General features: G+C 49.4%; 23 protein-coding genes. 22 read left to right on the top strand and 1 reads right to left on the bottom strand.

Translation table 11 applies throughout. The annotated features are described in order from the left end of the window. The first annotated feature begins 25 nt into the window (after positions 1 to 25). The 22 genes from fliL (at position 26) to B2X65_RS04730 (ending at position 19823) form a co-directional block, all read left to right on the top strand. Positions 26 to 556 carry a flagellar basal body-associated protein FliL gene (gene fliL / locus B2X65_RS04835; protein WP_290611014.1) on the top strand — a complete coding sequence of 177 codons (531 nt, stop codon included), beginning with the start codon at positions 26 to 28 and terminating at the stop codon, positions 554 to 556. Between the two features lie 12 nt (positions 557 to 568). Next, positions 569 to 1657 (top strand): flagellar motor switch protein FliM, encoded by a 1089-nt coding sequence (gene fliM, locus B2X65_RS04830; protein WP_290611013.1) that lies wholly within the window; start codon positions 569 to 571, stop codon positions 1655 to 1657. A 4-nt stretch (positions 1658 to 1661) separates the two neighbouring features. Further along, on the top strand, positions 1662 to 2051 hold the full coding sequence (gene fliN / locus B2X65_RS04825; protein WP_290611012.1) for a flagellar motor switch protein FliN: 390 nt from the start codon (positions 1662 to 1664) through the stop codon (positions 2049 to 2051). Next, a complete protein-coding gene (gene fliO, locus B2X65_RS04820; protein WP_290611011.1) occupies positions 2051 to 2635 on the top strand; it encodes a flagellar biosynthetic protein FliO in 585 nt (194 codons plus the stop codon). Before fliN ends, fliO begins: the two co-directional genes overlap by 1 nt. Positions 2636 to 2641: 6 nt before the next feature. Beyond that, a complete protein-coding gene (gene fliP / locus B2X65_RS04815; protein ID WP_290611010.1) occupies positions 2642 to 3385 on the top strand; it encodes a flagellar type III secretion system pore protein FliP in 744 nt (247 codons plus the stop codon). Beyond that, positions 3382 to 3651: a flagellar biosynthesis protein FliQ gene (gene fliQ, locus B2X65_RS04810; RefSeq protein ID WP_290611009.1), complete on the top strand. Its 270-nt coding sequence runs from the start codon at positions 3382 to 3384 to the stop codon at positions 3649 to 3651. The genes fliP and fliQ overlap by 4 nt, the downstream gene beginning before the upstream one ends. Further along, complete coding sequence (gene fliR / locus B2X65_RS04805; protein ID WP_290611008.1) at positions 3651 to 4424, top strand: flagellar biosynthetic protein FliR; 774 nt, start codon at positions 3651 to 3653, stop codon at positions 4422 to 4424. Before fliQ ends, fliR begins: the two co-directional genes overlap by 1 nt. A gap of 12 nt (positions 4425 to 4436) precedes the next feature. Continuing rightward, positions 4437 to 5567: a flagellar biosynthesis protein FlhB gene (gene flhB / locus B2X65_RS04800; RefSeq protein ID WP_290611007.1), complete on the top strand. Its 1131-nt coding sequence runs from the start codon at positions 4437 to 4439 to the stop codon at positions 5565 to 5567. A gap of 139 nt (positions 5568 to 5706) precedes the next feature. Continuing rightward, positions 5707 to 7812, top strand: coding sequence for a flagellar biosynthesis protein FlhA (flhA, locus tag B2X65_RS04795; protein ID WP_290611005.1), 2106 nt, complete (start codon positions 5707 to 5709; stop codon positions 7810 to 7812). Between the two features lie 9 nt (positions 7813 to 7821). Continuing rightward, a complete protein-coding gene (gene flhF / locus B2X65_RS04790) occupies positions 7822 to 9273 on the top strand; it encodes a flagellar biosynthesis protein FlhF (RefSeq protein WP_290611004.1) in 1452 nt (483 codons plus the stop codon). 40 nt (positions 9274 to 9313) lie between these two features. Continuing rightward, a complete protein-coding gene (locus B2X65_RS04785) occupies positions 9314 to 10144 on the top strand; it encodes a MinD/ParA family protein (RefSeq protein ID WP_290611046.1) in 831 nt (276 codons plus the stop codon). 35 nt (positions 10145 to 10179) lie between these two features. Continuing rightward, positions 10180 to 10860: an RNA polymerase sigma factor FliA gene (locus B2X65_RS04780; protein ID WP_349678700.1), complete on the top strand. Its 681-nt coding sequence runs from the start codon at positions 10180 to 10182 to the stop codon at positions 10858 to 10860. Between the two features lie 48 nt (positions 10861 to 10908). Next, complete coding sequence (gene cheY, locus B2X65_RS04775; protein WP_046554797.1) at positions 10909 to 11292, top strand: chemotaxis response regulator CheY; 384 nt, start codon at positions 10909 to 10911, stop codon at positions 11290 to 11292. Positions 11293 to 11317: 25 nt separating this feature from the next. After that, the gene (locus B2X65_RS04770) at positions 11318 to 12076 is read left to right on the top strand and encodes a protein phosphatase CheZ (protein ID WP_290611001.1); all 759 of its coding nucleotides are present in this window, start codon (positions 11318 to 11320) and stop codon (positions 12074 to 12076) included. 15 nt (positions 12077 to 12091) lie between these two features. Continuing rightward, positions 12092 to 14341: a chemotaxis protein CheA gene (locus B2X65_RS04765; RefSeq protein WP_290611000.1), complete on the top strand. Its 2250-nt coding sequence runs from the start codon at positions 12092 to 12094 to the stop codon at positions 14339 to 14341. An 11-nt stretch (positions 14342 to 14352) separates the two neighbouring features. Then, the gene (locus B2X65_RS04760) at positions 14353 to 15522 is read left to right on the top strand and encodes a protein-glutamate methylesterase/protein-glutamine glutaminase (RefSeq protein ID WP_290610998.1); all 1170 of its coding nucleotides are present in this window, start codon (positions 14353 to 14355) and stop codon (positions 15520 to 15522) included. Then, positions 15515 to 16258, top strand: coding sequence for a flagellar motor protein (locus B2X65_RS04755; protein WP_290610996.1), 744 nt, complete (start codon positions 15515 to 15517; stop codon positions 16256 to 16258). Before B2X65_RS04760 ends, B2X65_RS04755 begins: the two co-directional genes overlap by 8 nt. Positions 16259 to 16263: 5 nt before the next feature. Further along, the gene (locus B2X65_RS04750) at positions 16264 to 17229 is read left to right on the top strand and encodes a flagellar motor protein MotB (RefSeq protein ID WP_290610994.1); all 966 of its coding nucleotides are present in this window, start codon (positions 16264 to 16266) and stop codon (positions 17227 to 17229) included. A gap of 2 nt (positions 17230 to 17231) precedes the next feature. Next, entirely contained in the window at positions 17232 to 18011 is a 780-nt protein-coding gene (locus tag B2X65_RS04745) for a ParA family protein (protein ID WP_290610992.1), read from the top strand. Continuing rightward, on the top strand, positions 18011 to 18829 hold the full coding sequence (locus B2X65_RS04740; RefSeq protein WP_290610990.1) for a chemotaxis protein CheW: 819 nt from the start codon (positions 18011 to 18013) through the stop codon (positions 18827 to 18829). Before B2X65_RS04745 ends, B2X65_RS04740 begins: the two co-directional genes overlap by 1 nt. Positions 18830 to 18858: 29 nt before the next feature. Further along, positions 18859 to 19353 carry a chemotaxis protein CheW gene (locus B2X65_RS04735; RefSeq protein ID WP_290610989.1) on the top strand — a complete coding sequence of 165 codons (495 nt, stop codon included), beginning with the start codon at positions 18859 to 18861 and terminating at the stop codon, positions 19351 to 19353. Between the two features lie 14 nt (positions 19354 to 19367). Beyond that, positions 19368 to 19823, top strand: coding sequence for a DUF2802 domain-containing protein (locus B2X65_RS04730; RefSeq protein WP_290610987.1), 456 nt, complete (start codon positions 19368 to 19370; stop codon positions 19821 to 19823). Positions 19824 to 19894: 71 nt separating this feature from the next. On the opposite strand, the gene B2X65_RS04725 is transcribed toward B2X65_RS04730, so the two are convergent. Continuing rightward, entirely contained in the window at positions 19895 to 20218 is a 324-nt protein-coding gene (locus tag B2X65_RS04725) for an EscU/YscU/HrcU family type III secretion system export apparatus switch protein (protein ID WP_290610985.1), read from the bottom strand. Positions 20219 to 20230: the final 12 nt, after the last annotated feature.

The raw sequence follows: 20230 nt of genomic DNA, 5'->3' as shown, positions 1-20230 counted from the left end.
AATTAATAAAGACAACGGAGTAAAAATGGCAGCCGATGGCGATTTAAAATTAAGCGAAGGCAAAGGTGGCATCAAGAAAATAATGTTACTTGTTATCGCCGTGTTGGTGTTATTAGTGCTGGCCGCGGGTGCTTATTTTTACTTTCTTGGCAGCGAAAGTCTTCAATCTGCCGCAGGCGATGACGTATCCGCCATGCAAGGTAGCGATGGAGGTGGTCAACCCAGCGGGCCTGAGGGCAATGCGTTATATGTTGCAATGCCCAGACCTTTTGTTTTTAACGTGCCTGGCGCCGCGCGTGACCGTCTGGTGCAGATAAAAGTGCAACTGCTGGTGCGGGGCAGTAATAATGAAACCATAGCCCTTCGGCATATTCCGCTGATTGAAGCCAGTCTAGTGGCTGCTTTTGCCAGTGCTAATGCTGATGAGCTGATAACAACCACAGGCAAAGACGCCTTAAAAAACAAAGCCCTTAGTGATTTACAGCAAGCGTTGCTGGAAGTTGCAGGATCGGTGGTGGTGGAAGAAGTGCTTTTCACCAGTTTTGTTATGCAATAAGAGTGAGCAATCGTGACCGATTTATTGTCGCAAGATGAAATTGATGCGCTATTACATGGTGTCGATGACGTCGAAGAAGAAGAAATAGAAGACGGCGGTGATGGCCGCAGCCGATCTACTATGGAATACGATTTCTCGTCGCAGGATCGTATTGTCCGTGGTCGCATGCCTACGCTGGAAATGGTTAACGAGCGGTTTGCCCGCCATATGCGGATCAGCTTATTCAACATGATGCGTCGCACCGCTGAGGTATCGATTAACGGTGTACAAATGATTAAGTTTGGCGAATACGTCCATACCTTATTTGTGCCGACCAGCCTGAATATGGTGCGTTTCCGGCCCTTGAAGGGAACTGGCTTAATTACCATGGAAGCCCGGCTGGTATTTATTCTGGTCGATAACTTTTTTGGCGGAGACGGTCGTTATCATGCCAAAATTGAAGGGCGAGAATTTACCCCGACCGAGCGGCGGATTATTCAGATGCTGCTGAAACTTATTTTTGAAGATTACAAAGAAGCCTGGGCACCGGTGATGGATGTGTCGTTTGAATACCTCGACTCAGAAGTTAACCCCGCCATGGCGAACATTGTCAGCCCGACAGAAGTAGTGGTAATCAGTTCATTTCATATTGAACTGGATGGCGGTGGTGGTGATTTTCATGTGGCACTACCTTACTCTATGCTCGAACCCATTCGCGAGCTGCTGGATGCTGGGGTGCAAAGTGATAAGGAAGATACCGATTTACGCTGGAGTAAGGCACTACGAGACGAAATTATGGACGTTAAAGTGGATTTATCGACCAAAATGCTCGATGTCGACTTAACGTTGCGAGAAGTGATGGAATTAAAAGCCGGCGATATTATTCCGGTGGAAATTCCAGACCATATCACGGTATTAATTGAAGACTTACCCACGTACCGCGCCAAGCTTGGCCGGTCACGGGAGAGTGTGGCGTTAAAAATCATCGAGAAAATCAGACGGCCAGAGTCGGTTAAATCCGAACTTCACGTATTTACTAAAGGTGGCAGGCGTCTGGACAGCGATGCAGATATTTCAGAACTAGAAGCCGATCTGAACTTAACAGAGCGGGACAGAGGATAACAGTATGGCAGACGATAAAGATACAATGGACGAATGGGCTGCAGCCATGGCAGAAGCCGACGGTGAAGACGGGGCCAAAGCCGTCGACCTGGAAGAGCTTAAAGACGAAAAATCGAATATTACCGTCGATGAGCAGCGTAAACTGGACACCATTCTGGATATTCCGGTTACCATTTCTATGGAAGTCGGCCGGGCCAAAATTAGTATTCGCAACCTGTTGCAGTTAAACCAAGGCTCGGTGGTGGAGTTAGAGCGGGTAGCCGGTGAGCCACTAGATGTATTGGTTAATGGCACCCTGATTGCGCATGGTGAAGTGGTGGTGGTGAATGACAAATTTGGTATTCGCTTAACCGACGTTATCAGCCAGATTGAACGGATTAAAAAGCTACGCTAATGCAGTCATTATTAAAAGTCATAGCGATCGTAGCAATAGTGCTGTTGCCGCTTTTTTTGGCATCGGCTGATGCACAAACGCCCCCACCAGAGCCGCAACAGCAAGAGACGGCGGCGCAAAACGCATCTGATCAAGACGCATCTAATCAAAAAAGTGCTGCTTCGCAGAGAGAACCGGTTGCCGGGACTTTGCCAGAAGCGCCTGGCGTGGCGGTGACAGAGCCGCGGCAAGGTTTGCCATTTCAGCGGCAGGAAGTGCCGGCTGAGCGCAAAAATACCAGCGGTATCAGTCTGGGTAAAATCGCCATTTCTCTGGCAGCAGTGCTGTTATTGGTGGTTGGGCTGGGCTGGTTATTCAAAAAATTGACATTACGGCTGCCCGGCAGCCAGCATGTTAAAGTTATTTGCTCGGTACCACTGGGCCAGCGTGAACGCTTGTTAGTTATTGAAATACAAGGAAAACAGCGGGTAATTGGTGTCACGCCGCACAGCATTAATATGCTATTTGAGTTAGAAAATTCCCTCCCTGAAACAAAGTTGGCATCAGACTTTCATACACAGTTGCAATCATTCCTGAAAAAGTAAGTTTTTATGTTGCGATTGCTGTGTGTGTTGTTGCTGTTACTCAGCCCTGCGGTGCTGGCCGATAACAGTATGTTGTCGGCGGTTACCGTCACCACTAATGATGATGGCTCCCAACAATATAGTGTAACGCTGCAGGTGCTGGCGTTAATGACTATGCTCAGCTTTATTCCGGCCATCGTGATTATGATGACCAGCTTTACCCGGATTATTGTAGTGCTGGCTATTCTGCGTCAGGCCATTGGATTGCAGCAGACACCGTCCAATCAGGTGCTGATTGGCATCACGTTATTTCTGACCTTTTTTATCATGGCGCCGGTATTTAAAACCGTAAATGAGCAGGCGATACAGCCTTATCTGGACGAGTCGATCACCCCGGTGCAGGCGCTGGATGCGGCTATTGTGCCGGTTAAGGCCTTTATGCTGCATCAAACCCGGATTAGGGATCTGGACACCTTTGCCCAGATTGCCGGCCTTGAAGTGTTAGAGCAGGCCCAGGATTATCCGATGACCGTGGTTATCCCTGCGTTTATCACCAGTGAACTGAAAACGGCTTTTCAAATCGGTTTTATGCTGTTTATTCCTTTTCTGATTATCGATCTGGTGGTCGCCAGCGTACTGATGGCAATGGGTATGATGATGCTCTCGCCCATGATCATATCTCTGCCATTTAAACTGATGATGTTTGTGTTAGTTGATGGCTGGATTTTAGTAATGGGCACGCTTGCCACCAGTTATGGAGTGGGCACATGAGTCCTGAGGTCTTTGTTGATGTGCTGCGTGATGCATTGTTTATCGTCATCCTGCTGGTGAGTGCCATTATTTTGCCATCGTTGTTTGTTGGTTTAATTGTGGCAGTGTTTCAGGCGGCTACCTCAATTAACGAACAAACCTTGAGCTTTTTACCGCGACTAATTGTCACGCTGTTGGCCTTGATCTTTGGTGGCCATTGGTTTGTGCGAATTATTATGGATTACACTCAGGATCTGTTCCTAAGTATACCTACCGTGGTGAGCTGATGGAGTTCCCGCTGGGCATTTTAATGCAGGCTATCGCAGATTTTATGCTGCCGCTGTGTCGTGTAACCGGCATGCTGATGATTATGGCTGGAATTGGCGCCCGTAATATTCCAATGCGGATTAAAACTGGCCTGGTGGTAATGATAACCTTGGTTGCCATGCCAATGCTGCCGCCGGTAACCCCACCTGATTTAATGTCTGCAGCGATGTTCGTTGAAGTGTTCTTACAGTTAATGATTGGTTTTGCACTGGGTTTTATCTCGCAAATGTTTATTACTACCTTTGTGCTTGCGGGACAGTTGCTGGCGACGCAGACCGGTTTGGCGTTTGCTTCGATGGTTGACCCGTCAAGCGGGGTCAGTGTACCGGCGATAGGTCAGTTTTATCTGATCCTGGCTACCTTACTGTTTTTTATTTTTAATGGTCATCTGATCATGATCCAGATGTTGGTATTTAGTTTTGACACCCTGCCGATTAACGGCCAGTGGTGGGACGTTACCAGCTACTGGACCATTATTGAATTTGGTGGCTGGATGTTTGCTACCGCCCTGGCGATTGCCCTGGCGCCAATAGTCGCCATGTTAGTCGTTAATTTGTCATTTGGTATTATGACCCGCGCGGCACCACAGCTGAATATTTTCTCCATCGGTTTTCCCATCACCATGTTGGCAGGTTTGCTGATTTTATGGCTGACGCTGGATACGTTTTTATTCCACTACGATAAGCAATGGCAGCATGCGATAGATTATAGCTGCCGGCTTATTGGTTGCTAACGGAGGCTGACTATGGCAGAAGATTCCGGCGCAGAAAAAACCGAACAGCCCACGCCTAAGAAGCTGCAAGACGCAGCCGACAAGGGCCAGATAGCCCGTTCAAAAGATCTTGGTACGGCGTTTGTGTTAATCGCCAGCGCAGCGGCAATGCTGATGTTCGGAAAAATGCTGGCGATGGGGATTCTCAATGTCGGCCAGCGGATGATGCGGCTGGATCAGAAAGACATGTTTGAAACGAACTCAATGTTCACCGCCTGGACCGAAGTTGGCACTGAGTTACTGCCGCCGTTAGCGGCCATTTTTGCCTTTATTTTGGTGGCGGCGTTTGTCGGCAATTGTCTGATCGGCGGCTTTAATTTCAGCTGGCAGGCTGCGGGGCCTAAACTCAGCAAAATGAGTCCGTTAAAAGGCTTTAAGCGCATGTTTGGCTTACAGGCAATAGTCGAACTGGTTAAAGGCGTTTTAAAAGTAGCGGTAGTGGTGACCGTTGCCTTTCTGCTGCTAAAATTTTTCTTTATGGATATTATGGCGCTGTCGCTGATGAGCGAGCCGAATAATATTGAGTCAGCGCTGTACATATTAGCGTGGTTATTTTTAGGGCTGTGCAGCAGTGTATCCATTATTGCCATGGTAGATGCGCCATATCAGAAATGGAATCATATTAAGCAGCTGAAAATGAGCCTGCAGGAAATTAAAGACGAGCATAAAAACTCAGAAGGTAGCCCTGAGATTAAAGCCCGCATTCGCCGCACCCAGATGCAAATGTCAATGAAACGGATGATGCAGGAAGTACCTACCGCCGACGTTATTGTCACCAACCCGACCCATTTTGCGGTTGCGTTAAAATATGATCAGGGGAAATTTCGCGCCCCGGTAGTGGTGGCAAAAGGCGTGGACGAAGTCGCGATGCATATCCGGAAAATTGGTAATGAACATAAAGTGCCGGTGATAGAATCACCAGCACTGGCCCGCTCAATATTTTATACCACAGAGCTGGATCACCCAATCCCGGAACAACTGTTTGCTGCGGTCGCTCAGGTACTGGCCTATGTTTATCAGCTTAAAATGTACAAAAAAGGCAAAGGCAGCCGGCCGAAAACCCTTGCCAAAGAATTACCTATTCCTGCCGATTATCGCCATTAAAGCGAAAATAGCTGAAAAAAGGGTCAGAGTGATTTTTCGATAAAATCACTCTGACCCTTTTTTCGTTAGATTTATGGAATGGTTTTTGCTGATACCAGTTAGCTCTCGCGTTATGCGCCAATAATTTGTTAGGTACGCCATGCAGTTTGTTCAGTATTTCCATAGCTTTGACAAGTCAAAACTGTCGTTTATGAAAGGGCTCGGTACACCGCTGCTTATTCTGGCTGCCCTGGCAATGGTGGTGTTACCGCTGCCGCCCATTCTGCTGGACACCTTGTTCTCCTTTAATATTGCGTTGGCACTGGTTGTGCTGCTGGTGACCATTTATACCCTGCGCCCCCTTGATTTCGGCATTTTCCCCAGTGTGCTGCTGGTCGCTACCATTATGCGCCTGGCATTAAACGTTGCCAGTACCCGGGTCGTATTACTGGAAGGTCACAATGGTGGCGATGCTGCCGGTAAAGTCATTGAGGCCTTCGGCTCTGTGGTGATCGGCGGCAACTACGCCGTGGGTATCGTGGTGTTTTTAATTCTGATTATTATTAACTTTGTCGTGGTCACCAAAGGCGCCGGCCGGATTGCTGAAGTATCTGCCCGTTTTACCTTAGATGCTATGCCCGGTAAGCAAATGGCGATTGACGCCGACTTAAACTCTGGCCTGATCACGCAGGAAGAGGCACGTACCCGACGCGAAGAAGTGACCAGTGAAGCGGACTTTTATGGTTCGATGGACGGTGCCAGTAAGTTTGTTAAAGGTGACGCCATTGCCGGTATCGTCATTCTGGTTATCAATTTAATCGGTGGTCTGTTTATTGGCATGCTGCAGCACGACTTAAGCTTTGGCGATGCCATGGAAATTTATACTCTGCTAACCATAGGTGATGGTCTGGTTGCCCAAATTCCTTCGTTGTTACTGTCTATCGGTACCGCCATTATTGTCACCCGTCAGAATAAATCTGGCGATTTAGGTGAGCAGATGACTGCCCAGCTTAGCGATAACACCCATGTGTTATTTATCGCCGCTGGCGTGCTGACCCTGATGGGCGTGGTGCCGGGTATGCCTCACTTTGCTTTTTTAAGCCTGGCAGCATTAATTGGCGGAACAGCCTGGTTTATGCGCCGTAAAGCGGCTCAGACACAGGCTGAACTGGTCACCAAAAATGCCGCGCCAACCTCAGATAATCAGGTACAGCCGGTAAAAGAAATTGGTTGGGACGATGTACAGGGCGTCGATACTATTGGCCTGGAAGTCGGCTATCGCTTAATACCCCTGGTAGATAAAGCTCAGGGTGGTGAACTGCTGAACCGGATCAAGGGCGTGCGCAAAAAACTGTCGCAGGAGCTGGGTTTTCTGGTCCCGCCGGTGCACATCCGCGACAATCTTGATTTAGAGCCAAACAGTTACCGGGTGGCCCTGATGGGTGTTACCACGGGTGAAGGTGAGCTGCGCCACGACAATGAACTGGCCATTAATCCAGGCCAGGTATTTGGTCAGGTAAAAGGGGTGGCAACCAAAGATCCGGCCTTTGGCCTTGAGGCGGTATGGATCAGTAAGGATCAGCGTGAGCATGCACAAACGCTGGGTTACACCGTAGTGGATGCGGCTACCGTGGTCGCGACTCATTTAAGTCAGATTTTAACCAACAATGCTGCAAACCTGCTGGGGCATGAAGAAGTGCAAAACCTGCTGGACATGCTGGCCAAACATTCACCTAAGCTGGTTGAAGGTCTGGTACCTGACATGCTGCAATTAACCACCGTGGTTAAAGTGCTGCAAAATCTGCTGCAGGAAGGCGTGCCCATTCGTGATATGCGCACCATCGTGCAAACTCTGGTGGAATACGCCAGTAAAAGCCAGGATGTGGATGTACTTACTGCAGCATGTCGCATTGCGCTGCGTCGCTTGATTGTGCAGGAGGTGGTAGGCAATAAGAGTGAAATTCCGGTGATTACCTTCGCTCCGGAGCTTGAACAAATGCTGCATCAGTCAATGCAGGCTGCCGGTAATGACGGGGCTGGTATTGAACCCGGCCTGGCCGATCGGATCCAGCAATCATTACAAGAAGCACATCAGAGCCAGGAATTAAATGGCGAGGGCGCGGTAATGCTAACGTCAGGAATTTTACGCTCAGTCATGGCACGATTCGTGAAATACACCATTCCAGGGTTACGGGTCTTGTCCTATCAGGAAATTCCCGATGATAAACAAATTCGAATTGTCAGCGTTATTGGTCAGCAAAACTAGGAGTAACTCATGAAAATAAAACGCTTTGTCGCTAAAGATATGCGTACCGCTTTAACGGAAGTCAAAGAGTTCCTCGGACCTGATGCGATAATTTTATCTAACAAAAAAGTGGCTGAAGGGGTGGAAATTGTTGCGGCAATTGACCCGGAAAGCCAAAACGCTACAGCGCATAAACCGGCTCAAGCTTCGGCGCAGCCAGTGGCGGCAGGTCAGAAGCCGCGTCACGAGCCACGCTTCAGCGCCAGGGTTGATGATAGCGACAGCACGCCTGCCAGCAATAACGTTAGCTCTGAGCAAACCGAGGCGCCGGCTGATTCACTGCGCGAGCTACTGGCCCGACAAATGATTAAACAGCAAGGACGGGAGCCGGTTGCACAAAACAATAAGCGCGCGCCGACACCGATGCAACCGACGGTAACTCCGGCGGCCGCATTTGAGCGTCAAAGTTCTGGCACAACAGCAGGTATTGCCCCCAGCCAATGGCAGGAGCTGACTAAACAACAACAGCAGCAAGCACAATCAATGGCAACCCAGTTTGACGCTATGCGCAACGAAATGCTGTCAATGCGTCAGTTATTACAGCATCAGGTCTCAGGCCTGATGTGGCAGGACTTAGCCCGTCGCGAGCCGGTGCGTGCCTTGGTGATTGAGCATTTACAACAATTGGGGTTATCCGAGCAGGTAGCAGATCAGCTGGCGTGTTTTATGCCAGAAGATATCGGCGCTACCGAAGCCTGGGATACCGCAATGGAGTTACTGAGCGGTCAGCTAAGTACCACCAATGACGATATTCTGCGCCGCGGTGGTATTGTTGCATTAGTCGGGCCTACCGGTGTCGGTAAAACAACAACGGTAGCTAAGCTGGCAGCGGGCTTTGCCAAGCGCCATGGTGCCGATCAGGTTGCGTTGATCACCACAGATTCTTACCGGATTGGTGCGTTTGAGCAACTGGCTACATACGGCCGCATTATTGGATGCCCGGTAAAGCAGGCAAAAGACAGTGATGAGCTGGCCTTATTGCTAAATCAGATGGCGCAGCGCAAACTTATTTTGATCGATACGGCCGGTATGAGCCAGCGCGACGTCAGGCTGGCTGAAAAACTTGCCAGTTTAGTGCATAATTCACGTGTCAAAATAAAAAGTTATCTGGTATTGTCTGCCACAGCGCAGGCCAGAGTAATGCAGGAGACGGTTCTGCAGTTCAAACGGATTTCCCTGGCGGGTTGTATTTTTACTAAACTTGATGAATGCTTAAGTTTAGGAGAAGTGATCAACGTGGCCATTCAGAACGCATTACCGGTTAGCTATTTAACTAATGGCCAGCGGGTACCTGAAGATTTAGTGGTAGCTGATGCAGCCGATTTAGTACAACGTGCTGAAATATTGCGCCTGACCCATAGCAGTACCGGACATCAGTGGTATCAGGATGAGGTGTCCCGAGCGGAAAAAGCCTATGCATAATCACGAATTAATTGACGATCAAGCCAACGGCCTGAGAAGAATGAATAAGCAGATGGTAAAAGTAATTTCAATAACCGGCGGTAAAGGCGGCGTGGGTAAAACTAACGTCAGTCTTAACCTGGCGATGGCCATGGCCCAACTAGGCAAAAAAGTACTGGTGCTGGACGCCGATCTCGGTCTGGCAAACTGCGATGTTATGCTGGGCCTGCGGGTCGAAAAGAATCTGTCGCATGTGTTATCCGGTGAATGTGAACTGGATGATGTTATTATCGACGGCCCTTTTGGTATTAAAATTGTGCCTGCCACCTCCGGCTCGCAAAATATGACTGAGCTGTCACCGGTTGAGCATGCCGGCCTTATCAGGGCATTCAGTGAGCTACGAACCCCGGTTGACGTATTAATGGTGGATACTGCCGCCGGCATTTCTGATATGGTGCTCAGTTTTTCCCGTGCTTCACAGGACGTCGTGGTCGTGGTCTGCGATGAGCCAAGCTCAATTACCGATGCTTACGCGCTAATGAAAATATTAAGCCGGGATCATGGGGTGGAAAAATTTAAGATTGTTGCCAATATGGTCCGTAATTTAAAAGAGGGCCAGGAACTGTTTGCTAAACTCAGTCGGGTTACCGATCGTTTTTTAGATGTCAGTCTCGAGCTGGTGGCTACCATTCCTTATGATGAAAATGTGCGAAAAGCAGCCCGCAAGCAAAAAGCTTTTATTGATGTCTTTCCAAAAACTCCGGCCAGCATGGCGCTTAAAGGCCTGGCGTTAAAAGCGATTAAATGGCCGGTTCCGGCCAATGCGTCCGGTCACCTTGAGTTTTTTCTGGAACAGTTACTGCAGCCGCATGCTGATCAGGGGGTCGTGTGAACAGTAAGCTTGCCGCATATGGTGGAGTTGACCAGATGCAGCAGCTGGTTGAACGACATGCGCCGCTGGTAAAACGTATCGCTTATCACTTAATGGCCCGGTTACCGGCCAGTGTGCTGGTTGACGACTTAATTCAGTCCGGCATGATTGGCTTAATTGAAGCAGCGAAAAACTTTGACGGTAGTAAAGGGGCCAGTTTCGAAACTTTTGCTGGCATCCGCATTCGTGGTTCCATGTTAGATGAAATGCGTCGCGGCGACTGGACTCCCCGTTCGGTGCATCGTAACGCCCGCTTAATAGCCGACACCATTGCTGAACTTGAAGCGGAATTTGGCCGTGATATAAAAGACTTTGAAGTTGCTGAAAAACTTGATATATCTCTCGATGAGTACCATCATATGTTAACCGATGTCAGCACAGGCCGAATTATTGGCATTGAAGACCTTGGGGTGTCAGAGGATGTACTGGTCACTGCTGAAGATAGCGATGGCGATCTGTTATATGAGCAGCAGGCAAATGAAGCATTTAATAAAGCGTTGGTTTCAACTATTAGCAGTTTGCCGGAGCGCGAAGCTCTGGTACTCTCACTGTATTACAACGAAGAACTAAATTTAAAAGAAATCGGGGCAGTGCTGGATGTCAGCGAGTCCAGAATAAGTCAGATCCATAGCCAGGCACTGGTACGATTGAAGGCCAGAATGCAGGCTTGGGTATAAAATTAAAGCAGTTGAGATACCAGACGTATTATCTCGTCGGAGGGGACTTTGGATAAAAATATGAAAATTCTTGTGGTTGATGACTTTTCAACCATGAGACGCATTATTAAAAACCTGTTACGTGACTTAGGCTTTACTAATGTCTCAGAAGCAGATGATGGCAGCACGGCGCTTCCAATGTTGCAAAATGGCGAATTTGATTTTGTGGTGACTGACTGGAACATGCCCGGTATGCAAGGTATCGATTTGCTCAGAGCGATCAGAGCAGATGCTAAACTAAAGCATATTCCGGTGCTGATGGTAACCGCCGAGGCTAAGAAAGAGCAGATTATCGCCGCCGCTCAGGCTGGGGTTAATGGCTATATTGTTAAACCTTTTACTGCCGCCACCCTGCAAGAGAAGCTGGCAAAAGTTTTTGAGCGTTTAGGTTAAGCCGTAACTGACAAGGAGTGACACTATGTCTGACACTACGGCTGCTGATATTACGCTTGAGCAAGCAAAAGAGCTGGTCCAGTTACTGGAGCTGGGCGAACAACAACTGGCGAATAAGCTGGTACAATCGATCACGGTTCCCGGTTCTTCTGAATTATTTGCCGAAGTGGGTAAACTCACGCGGCAACTGCATAATTCACTTGAAAACTTTCATATTGACCCTTCGCTGAATAATTTGCTCTCAGAAGATATTCCTGATGCGAAAAAGCGTCTGAATCATGTCATTGATATGACAGAGCAAGCGGCCAATAAAACCATGGATGCGGTTGAGTCCTGCTTACCTATCGCCGATCAAATTACCCAGCAGCTTAATCAGTTGCAACCGCAGTGGCAGCGGCTGATGCAACGGCAAATTCAGCTGCCTGAATTTAAACAGCTGTGTCATGGCGTCGATGGCTTTATGCAGCAGGCAACAGCTGATTCCGCAACCCTGAATGCGTTGCTGACAGATGTGCTGATGGCACAAGACTACCAGGATTTAACCGGCCAGATTTTGCGCCGGGTTATTGAGTTGGTGCGTGAGGTAGAGGAAAGTCTGATTGGTTTGTTAACGGCCTTTGGTCAAACAAACCCCGACCAGCCAGAAATCAAGGCCAAACCGGCCAAGGCAAAAGCCAAAGCAGCACATGAGGCTGAAGGGCCCATTATTGATGCAGCCGAGCGGGATGATGTGGTGTCTGGTCAGGATGACGTTGATGATTTACTGTCCAGCTTGGGTTTCTAACAGAGGTGTCTGCGCATGAGCTTTGATATGGATGAAGACATTTTACAAGACTTTCTGGTAGAAGCCGGCGAGATTTTGGAGTTGTTGCAGGAGCAGTTGGTTGAACTGGAGAATAATCCGGATGATGCTAATCTGCTAAATGCCATTTTCCGTGGTTTTCACACGGTAAAAGGCGGGGCCGGCTTTTTGTCACTGACCGAACTGGTCGACGCCTGTCACGGTGCTGAAAACGTATTTGATATTCTGCGTACAGGTAAACGGCGGGTAACACCGGAGCTGATGGACGTTATTTTGCAAACTCTGGATGCAATTAATGCCATGTTTGTCGAAGTGCAGGCTCGTCAGCCACTCACCCCGGCAAACCCTGCCGTGCTTGACGCATTGCATCACTACAGCGAGCCTGAAAAGGCGGGTGAAGCGCCACCGGTTGTCACCGCTGCCGAACCAGAAGCACCAGTCATGCCTGAAGCGGAGTATGAAACGCCTGCTGCTGACGGTGACATTGATGACATCAGTGAAGCTGAGTTTGAAAGAATGCTCGATGAGCTGCATGGCAAAAATGCGCCAGGCCGTGCCGACGCGCCATCGGCATCAAAGCCAAGCCAACCTGCGTCTGACAGCAGCGATATTACTGATGACGAATTTGAAGCCATTCTGGATCAGCTTCATGGCAAAGGCTCTTTTGTTCCCGATACTAATAAAGCTGCTGGCACTGCAGCGGCAAGTCAACCTGCTGCTAAGCAACCCGCCGCCAGTAAGCCGGCAACGAGCAGTGGTGCTGGTAAAAGCGCTGTTGCAACATCCGCCAGCGACGATGAAATAAGTGATGACGAATTTGAAGCCCTGCTTGATCAGTTGCATGGCAAAGGTAATGCACCGGTAGAGCCGCCTGCAGCGCCAGAGCGCAAACCTGCGCCAACTGCTGCAGCCAAACCAGCAGCACCAGCGGCGGCTACTGCTGCTGCGCCCGCAGCCAAAGCCCCGGCAGCGCCAGGCTCGGCTGCTGCACCATCTGCACCAGCAGCAGATAAAGCTGCAGCTGCCAATGCAGCGCCCGCCGCTGAAACAACGGTGCGGGTGGATACTAAACGGCTAGATCAGATCATGAATATGGTTGGTGAGCTGGTACTGGTGCGCAACCGTCTGGTTAGCTTGTCTACCAGCACTCAGGACGAGGAAATGACTAAGGCCATTTCTAATCTTGATGTGGTAACGGCCGATATTCAGGGCGCGGTAATGAAAACCCGGATGCAGCCCATTAAAAAAGTATTTGGCCGGTTCCCGCGAGTCGTTCGCGATTTAGCCCGATCGTTGCAAAAAGACATTAATCTGGTATTGGAAGGCGAAGAAACTGATTTAGATAAAAACCTGGTTGAGGCGCTGGCAGACCCGCTGGTGCACTTAGTGCGAAACTCGGTCGACCATGGCATTGAAATGCCCGATGTCCGCTTAAAAGCAGGCAAACCAAAAGTGGGTCTGGTAAAACTGGCTGCTACCCAGGCTGGTGATCATATCTTACTAACCATTCAGGACGATGGCGCCGGCATGGACCCGGAAAAATTGAAAGGTATTGCGATAAAACGCGGCATCCTGGACACGGATGCAGCCGCCCGCATGTCGGACAACGATGCCTTCAATCTGATTTTTGCACCCGGGTTTTCAACGAAAGAGCAAATTTCAGATATCTCCGGTCGTGGCGTTGGCATGGATGTGGTTAAAACGAAAATTAACCAGCTGAACGGTACCGTCCAGATTAACTCAAAATTGGGTGAAGGTACCCTGCTTGAAATTAAAGTACCGCTAACCTTAGCTATTCTGCCAACCCTGATGGTTATGGTGGGTAAACAAACCTTCGCCTTACCATTGGCTGGCGTAAACGAAATATTTCATCTTAATCTGGCCAAGACCAATATCGTCGATGGTCAGCTGACTATCGTGGTGCGTAATAAAGCGCTGCCCCTGTTTTACCTCGAGCACTGGCTGGTTAAAGGCTCGAATAAACAGTTACGGCGTGAGCAGGGCCATGTCGTGATAGTACAAATTGGTACCCAGCAGGTCGGTTTTGTGGTCGATTCGTTAATCGGTCAGGAAGAAGTGGTTATTAAACCGCTCGATGCGTTGTTGCAGGGTACACCAGGTATGGCAGGCGCCACTATCACCTCTGATGGCGGCATTGCACTGATTTTGGATGTACCAAACTTACTGAAACATTATGCGAAGAAATCCAAGATTAAATTTGATCGATTTAATAAGCTTAACGCTTAAGAGAGTGCCGCATGACGATCAGGGTGCTGATTGTAGATGATTCCAGTTTTTTCCGCCGTCGGTTAACGGAAATTCTGAATTCAGATCCACAGCTTGAAGTAATTGACACTGCCAGTGACGGTCGTGAGGCCGTCACAAAAGCGCTGGCATTAAAACCTGATGTTATTACCATGGATATCGAAATGCCGGTGCTGGACGGCATTAGTGCGGTGGCTGAAATATTACAAAACCAGCGTATCCCCATTCTGATGTTTTCATCGCTGACGCACGAAGGTGCTAAAGCCACCTTTGATGCGCTGGAAGCCGGCGCAGTCGATTTTCTACCGAAAAAATTTGAAGATATTGCCCGCGACAAAGAAGAAGCGGGTAACGTGCTGCGGGACAGAGTAAAAGCCGTGGCGCGCAAAAGACCACTGGGGCGTAGTACATTCAGTAGCTCCGCTCATACCTCTGGCACTAACAGCACAGACAGTACTTCAGCCAATACCAGGCCAGTTACGCCTGCTGCTGGCGGGCTTACCCGCGCTGCATTAGGCCGGCCACAGCTTAGCGAGCGGCTGGGCAGCACGGTACGCAACGCCAACTTTAAAGCCAGTGGTCAAAGTTATAAGCTGGTTGCTATTGGTACTTCAACCGGCGGACCGGTGGCGCTACAACGTATTCTGACCAACTTACCTGCTGATTTTCCGCTACCTATTATCTTAATTCAGCATATGCCCGCAGCGTTCACCGGGGCTTTTGCTCAGCGCTTAAATACCCTGGCAAAAATTGAAATTAAGGAGGCCTCTGATAACGATATTCTGCGTCCTGGCGTGGCCTATCTGGCTCCGGGTGGTAAGCAAATGCTGGTAGAAGGCAACGACAGCCAGGCTCGCTTGCGTATTAAAGAAGATGACTCGCCACGGATCACCTTTAAACCCAGTGTCGATGTAACCTTTGCCACGGCTGCCAGGGTATTTCAGGATAAGGTGCTTGCCGTGGTGTTAACCGGCATGGGCGCTGATGGCCGTGAGGGTGCCAGAATGCTTAAACAGGCGGGCTCCAGGGTGTGGGCTCAGGACGAGGCTAGTTGTGTAGTGTATGGAATGCCTCAGGCAATCGCAGCGGCGGGACTCATGGATCTCGAGGTCAGTTTAAACGAGGTGGCTGGCCGGCTGATAACGGAAGTGAAACATGGATAAACTGGCAATCAGTGGTTTTATACTGGCGGTACTGGCGGTAGCAGGTGGTTTTATGCTGGAGGGCGGTGCCCTTGGCACCTTGCTGCATTTACCCGCATTTATTATCGTGGTGGGCGGAACAGTGGGTGCCGTAATGTTGCAGACCCCGTTGCCACAATTCCGACTTGGCCTGAGCATGTTACCCTGGGTACTCAGACCGGAAAGTTTACCGATGCAAAATGCGGTAGAACGTATCGTAAACTGGGGGAGCTCAGCCAGAACCAATGGGTTTTTGTCTCTGGAGTCGGCAGCGCTGGAAGAAAGCGATCCTTTCTTACACCGCGGATTAAATTTACTGGTGGATGGTGTTGAAGCGAAAGTACTGCAGGATACGCTGGATGCCGAGCTGACCCTGGAGCGCGAACGTTTACTGCGGGGGGCCCGCATTTTTGAAGCGATGGGCGGGTATAGTCCTACTATTGGTATCGTTGGCGCAGTGCTGGGGTTAATTCAGGCTATGGCCAATATTTCCGAACCCAAATTACTGGGTATGGGGGTGGCAACCGCGTTTGTTGCGACGATTTATGGCGTAGGCTTTGCTAACCTCATTTTTATTCCGGTGGGTAATAAACTTAAGAGCCTGGTCTATCAGCATACCCTGTATCATGAGCTGATTGTTGAAGGCCTGGTATCGATCGCGCAGGGCGAGAATCCGCGTAATATTGAGCGTAAGCTCGCAGCGTACCGGCTGAGCTAACGATTATGTACCGGCACAAGCAGCAACATCAGCATGATGAACCTGAGCAACTTGACCGGTGGTTAGTGTCATACGCCGACTACATGACCCTGATGTTTGCCTTGTTTGTGGTGTTGTATGCCATGTCCGTGGTGAAAGACGAAGAATTCAGCGCGCTGGCGGACACCTTAACTAATGTCTTCGAACGCCCTGCAAAAACGGGCAGTGGTGTCAGTGGCAGCGGTGTATTACCTCAGCCTGGCCCGCAAAGCGATTTCAGCCGTTATGGCAGTTCACTTGAACCAGCAACAGGGCCAGAGCTGGTTGCCGATGCCAGCACATTATCTGATGTCAGGCAGCAATTTTTAGGCAGCCCGCTGGTGTCACTTGAGCAGGAGCTTAATCAGGCGCTGGCGAACCTCATTGAGCAGGGGGTAGTCGATATCCGCCAGGATGAGAACTGGCTTATTATTGAACTAAACAGCGGCTTGTTATTTGCCAGTGGTAGTGCCACCGCGACCAACTCAGCACGTACCTTGTTAAATGAAATTACCACCATTATTAATCCGATAAACAATTTTATCCGGATCCGCGGTTACACCGACGACCAGCCTATTAATAACGAGCTGTTTTCGTCTAACTGGGAATTATCGGTTGCCCGGGCAACATCGGTGCTGCGGGTTCTGGAAACGCTGGGGACGCCTTCACACCGGATGGCAATAGAGGGTTATGGCCAATACTATGCTGACAGCAGCAATGCGACCGCAGAAGGACGGGCAGAAAACCGCAAAGTGGTTATTGCGGTGTCACGCTATGGTTATCTGCCAGATGAGCTGGAACAGCAGCAACAAAGCGCAGAGTTACAACAGCAACTGCTGCAAGTTACCCAGGATGATGGCAGTATCAGGGTAATTGCGTTGCCAGGTGGTGGGGTCAGAATCACCACCCGTCAGGACAATCCAGATGCACTGCCGGAACAACAGGAACCCTGAACGTGGTAATTTGGACAATAGCAAATCAGAAAGGTGGTGTTGGTAAAACCACAACGACTGTTACCTTAGGCGGTTTATTGGCAGAGCGCGGCAAACGGGTGCTGCTGGTGGACACCGATCCGCATGCCTCATTAACGTACTATTTCGGTATCGATGCTGAAGAGCTGGAAAACAGTGTTTACGATATTTTTATTCGTGGCAAAGACATCACCCGCGAAGAAATTTTACAATCGTTGTGCCCAAGTGGCGTCAGCAATCTGGATATTCTGCCTTCCTCAATGGCATTGGCCACCCTTGACCGCTCGCTTGGTAATAAAGGTGGTATGGGACTGATTTTAAAGAAAGCCCTGCAAAAAGTGAAAGCAGAATATGATTACGTGCTGCTGGATTGCCCACCGGTAATGGGGGTGCTAATGGTCAATGCTATAGCCGCCTGTAACCGGATTTTAATTCCGGTGCAAACAGAGTTTCTGGCGCTAAAGGGCCTGGAGCGGATGATTGCCACCATGGCACTAATGCGCAGCTCGCAAAAAAGAGACTATGCGTTTACGATTATTCCAACCATGTACGATAAAAGAACCCGGGCATCGCTTGAAGCCTACAAAGAATTAAAAGCTACTTATCAGGATAAAGTCTGGTCGGCAGTCGTACCGGTAGATACCAAATTCCGGGATGCCAGCGTAGCGCAAACGCCACCAAACGTATTTGCGCCAACTTCCCGGGGGGTGTTTGCTTACAATACCTTGCTAACGTATTTATTGCAGTTGGCACCGGAGGCATAATGAGCAGCTTAATCGCCAGCCAGAAAGTAATGCAGCATTATTTGTCTGCATTATTAACTGACGACGGCGCTACTGAAACCAGTCTGGTGGAGGATGCTAAAACCCGGGAGCTAAACCGGTTATTGGCGCAGGCAAGCCCGGTCGCGAAGGTTGAGACCAAAGCCGCTGCGCCTGAACCGAAGGTAGCCGCCGTCATTACGCCTGCCACAGAAAAATCAGCGCTGGCTAGCCGGGTTACTCCCGCCGCTGATGTCCCCGTAGCTGATGTCGGGATGCCTGTGCATAATCGCGACATTCCTATTGCTGAGCGGTTGGCAGTGGCGAACGAAGCACCGCCAGCCGTTATTCCGGATAGCGTTAGTAAAACTTACCGGCAAGGCCGGTTTCAGGCATTATTTTTCAATGTCGCGGGGTTAAAACTGGCAGTGCCGCTGACCGAACTTGGCGGTATTCATCAACTAAGTGAAACAAACAGTTTATTTGGTAAGCCAGCCTGGTTTAAAGGCGTTATGCTGTACCGGCAGCAAAAAATCAGTGTGGTGGACAGTGCCCGCTGGGTTATGCCAGAGAAATATGATCAGGTTATGCAGCAAAAGCTAAACTATCAGTATGTTATTATGCTGGGAACCAGCAACTGGGGGCTGGCATGTGAAACGCTGATAAATACCTTTAGTCTGGAGCAAGACGAGGTAAAATGGCGGGAAACAGACGGCAAAAGACCCTGGATGGCAGGATTAATTAAAAAGCATATGTGTGCTTTAGTTGATGTGGACGCTATGATTAACCTACTTAATCGTGGTCAGGACATTAACGCCTGAGCGGGCAGTACAATTTACAGGAGCGGTATATGAGCAATAACCAGGTAAAGACAACCGGCAAAAAAGAAAGTACCGATCTGGTGTTCCAGTGGGTAACGTTCCGGTTGCAGGAAGAAACATACGGCATTAATGTTATGCAGGTACAGGAAGTACTGCGCTATACCGAAATTGCGCCTGTACCCGGAGCACCCGGCTATGTGATGGGTATTATTAACCTGCGGGGTAATGTGGTGACGGTCATTGATACCCGTGCCAGATTTGGTCTGGAAGCCGGCGATGTCACTGATAACAGTCGAATTGTTATTATTGAAGCCGAACGTCAGGTTATTGGTATTCTGGTCGACAGCGTAGCGGAGGTGGTATACCTGAAGCAGTCTGAAGTGGATACTGCGCCTAATGTTGGTACAGACGAAAGTGCCCGCTTTATCCAGGGGGTATCAAATCGTGAAGGCGAGTTGCTGATCCTGGTCGATTTAAACAAACTTCTCAATGATGAAGAGTGGGAAGAAATTAATAGTCTGTAAGCGGAGAACCGGCAATGAACCCATGGATGCTGGGCCAGGCTATTGTTACCGGGTTGCTGGTACTGCTGGTACTGTTGTTATTCTGGCAACTGCTGCGCCAACGTCATGTTAATCGTCATCAGCTGGCGGTGCTAGAAAAACAGCTTGAACTGAACAACCAGCAACTGACAGCTGCTCAGAGCGAGACCGAAGAGTTACGTGCCGGCATTATCGGGGTAGGCCAGCGGGTATTAACACTTGACCAGCGGGTACTGACGCTAGAAAACCAGCTCAGCCAGTTACATGGCGCTTACACTGAGCTGGCCGAACAACAACAGGCGCTATCGCTGACCGATCCGGAGAGCAAAATTTATACCCGTGCCATGAAAATGGTGCAGTTAGGCGCCGATTTAGAAGAAATTATGCGCGAATGTGAATTACCGCGCGCCGAGGCCGAACTGTTATTTAACCTGCACCAGGCCAAGTCTTAAAAAAGGGTCAGAGTGAATAAAGAATTCACTCTGACCCTTTTTTACTACTAGTTTATTCACTCTGACCCTTTTTAGGTTTTTAAATCAATCCGTTGGTGAATATTCTGCCATTGATCTGGAAATTTACCCTGTAACACATACGAAAACGCGATTAGCTCGGCAATCACCACATATAGCTCTTTCGGGATATTATCGCCCAGCTCCAACTGGCTGAGCAGCCGGTTTAATTCATCGTCCTGATGAATAAGCACACCATGCTCTTTGGCCAGGGTAATAATATCCTCTGCCAGTTCGCCATGCCCTTTTGCGACGATTGTCGGTGCAGACTTACCATCATACTTTAATGCGGTGGCACTGCGCTGGGGTTTATTGCTTTGCTTATCGTCGTTGGCCATCTGCTTTTTTCC

It is taken from the genome of Arsukibacterium sp. UBA3155, from assembly GCA_002364615.1.
GTDB lineage: Bacteria > Pseudomonadota > Gammaproteobacteria > Enterobacterales > Alteromonadaceae > Alishewanella.
Note: the sequence above shows the minus strand (reverse complement) of the source record. Positions and strands in the feature narration are given on the sequence as shown.

What these genes read in the sequence shown, in the direction of transcription:
- fliL (WP_290611014.1), top strand. Translation starts at nt 26, where the DNA reads ATGGCAGCCGATGGCGATTTAAAATTAAGCGAAGGCAAAGGTGGCATC.
- fliN (WP_290611012.1), top strand. Translation starts at nt 1,662, where the DNA reads ATGGCAGACGATAAAGATACAATGGACGAATGGGCTGCAGCCATGGCA.
- B2X65_RS04755 (WP_290610996.1), top strand. Translation starts at nt 15,515, where the DNA reads ATGGATAAACTGGCAATCAGTGGTTTTATACTGGCGGTACTGGCGGTA.
- fliQ (WP_290611009.1), top strand. Translation starts at nt 3,382, where the DNA reads ATGAGTCCTGAGGTCTTTGTTGATGTGCTGCGTGATGCATTGTTTATC.
- flhA (WP_290611005.1), top strand. Translation starts at nt 5,707, where the DNA reads ATGCAGTTTGTTCAGTATTTCCATAGCTTTGACAAGTCAAAACTGTCG.
- B2X65_RS04750 (WP_290610994.1), top strand. Translation starts at nt 16,264, where the DNA reads ATGTACCGGCACAAGCAGCAACATCAGCATGATGAACCTGAGCAACTT.
- fliO (WP_290611011.1), top strand. Translation starts at nt 2,051, where the DNA reads ATGCAGTCATTATTAAAAGTCATAGCGATCGTAGCAATAGTGCTGTTG.
- B2X65_RS04725 (WP_290610985.1), bottom strand. Translation starts at nt 20,218, where the DNA reads ATGGCCAACGACGATAAGCAAAGCAATAAACCCCAGCGCAGTGCCACC.
- B2X65_RS04780 (WP_349678700.1), top strand. Translation starts at nt 10,180, where the DNA reads ATGCAGCAGCTGGTTGAACGACATGCGCCGCTGGTAAAACGTATCGCT.
- B2X65_RS04735 (WP_290610989.1), top strand. Translation starts at nt 18,859, where the DNA reads ATGAGCAATAACCAGGTAAAGACAACCGGCAAAAAAGAAAGTACCGAT.
- fliP (WP_290611010.1), top strand. Translation starts at nt 2,642, where the DNA reads ATGTTGCGATTGCTGTGTGTGTTGTTGCTGTTACTCAGCCCTGCGGTG.
- B2X65_RS04760 (WP_290610998.1), top strand. Translation starts at nt 14,353, where the DNA reads ATGACGATCAGGGTGCTGATTGTAGATGATTCCAGTTTTTTCCGCCGT.
- flhB (WP_290611007.1), top strand. Translation starts at nt 4,437, where the DNA reads ATGGCAGAAGATTCCGGCGCAGAAAAAACCGAACAGCCCACGCCTAAG.
- B2X65_RS04730 (WP_290610987.1), top strand. Translation starts at nt 19,368, where the DNA reads ATGAACCCATGGATGCTGGGCCAGGCTATTGTTACCGGGTTGCTGGTA.
- fliR (WP_290611008.1), top strand. Translation starts at nt 3,651, where the DNA reads ATGGAGTTCCCGCTGGGCATTTTAATGCAGGCTATCGCAGATTTTATG.
- B2X65_RS04765 (WP_290611000.1), top strand. Translation starts at nt 12,092, where the DNA reads ATGAGCTTTGATATGGATGAAGACATTTTACAAGACTTTCTGGTAGAA.
- B2X65_RS04740 (WP_290610990.1), top strand. Translation starts at nt 18,011, where the DNA reads ATGAGCAGCTTAATCGCCAGCCAGAAAGTAATGCAGCATTATTTGTCT.
- B2X65_RS04770 (WP_290611001.1), top strand. Translation starts at nt 11,318, where the DNA reads ATGTCTGACACTACGGCTGCTGATATTACGCTTGAGCAAGCAAAAGAG.
- B2X65_RS04785 (WP_290611046.1), top strand. Translation starts at nt 9,314, where the DNA reads ATGAATAAGCAGATGGTAAAAGTAATTTCAATAACCGGCGGTAAAGGC.
- flhF (WP_290611004.1), top strand. Translation starts at nt 7,822, where the DNA reads ATGAAAATAAAACGCTTTGTCGCTAAAGATATGCGTACCGCTTTAACG.